Raw genomic sequence first — 243 nt, forward strand, 5'->3', positions numbered from 1 at the left:
GATTATTTGAGCAGAGAATTGTCGATGGATATCAATTAGAACTGCCAGAGCAATGGTTAAAGCAAGGGCAGGTTTGGGAAGTCCGGAAAGAGGATCTAGCTGTAGATATTTCCTTTTGGGGCAATATTGATTCGTTTGAAAAGGATGGAAGACTGCAGTTTCGGCATTTAAATGCTGAAACTGTAACGGCTGTCCCTCACGATATCCCTGTTATCGGTTATAGCAGCAGTACCGTTAATACGC

The 243-nt window shown here is 42.8% G+C and carries 1 protein-coding gene; it reads left to right on the plus strand.

Translation table 11 applies throughout. The annotated features are described in order from the left end of the window. Positions 1-243: glycogen/starch/alpha-glucan phosphorylase (locus EOC06_RS39290; protein WP_164899105.1), on the plus strand; the 243-nt coding region annotated here is incomplete at both ends.

It is taken from the genome of Mesorhizobium sp. M7A.F.Ca.MR.362.00.0.0, from assembly GCF_004023175.1.
Lineage (GTDB): Bacteria > Pseudomonadota > Alphaproteobacteria > Rhizobiales > Rhizobiaceae > Mesorhizobium.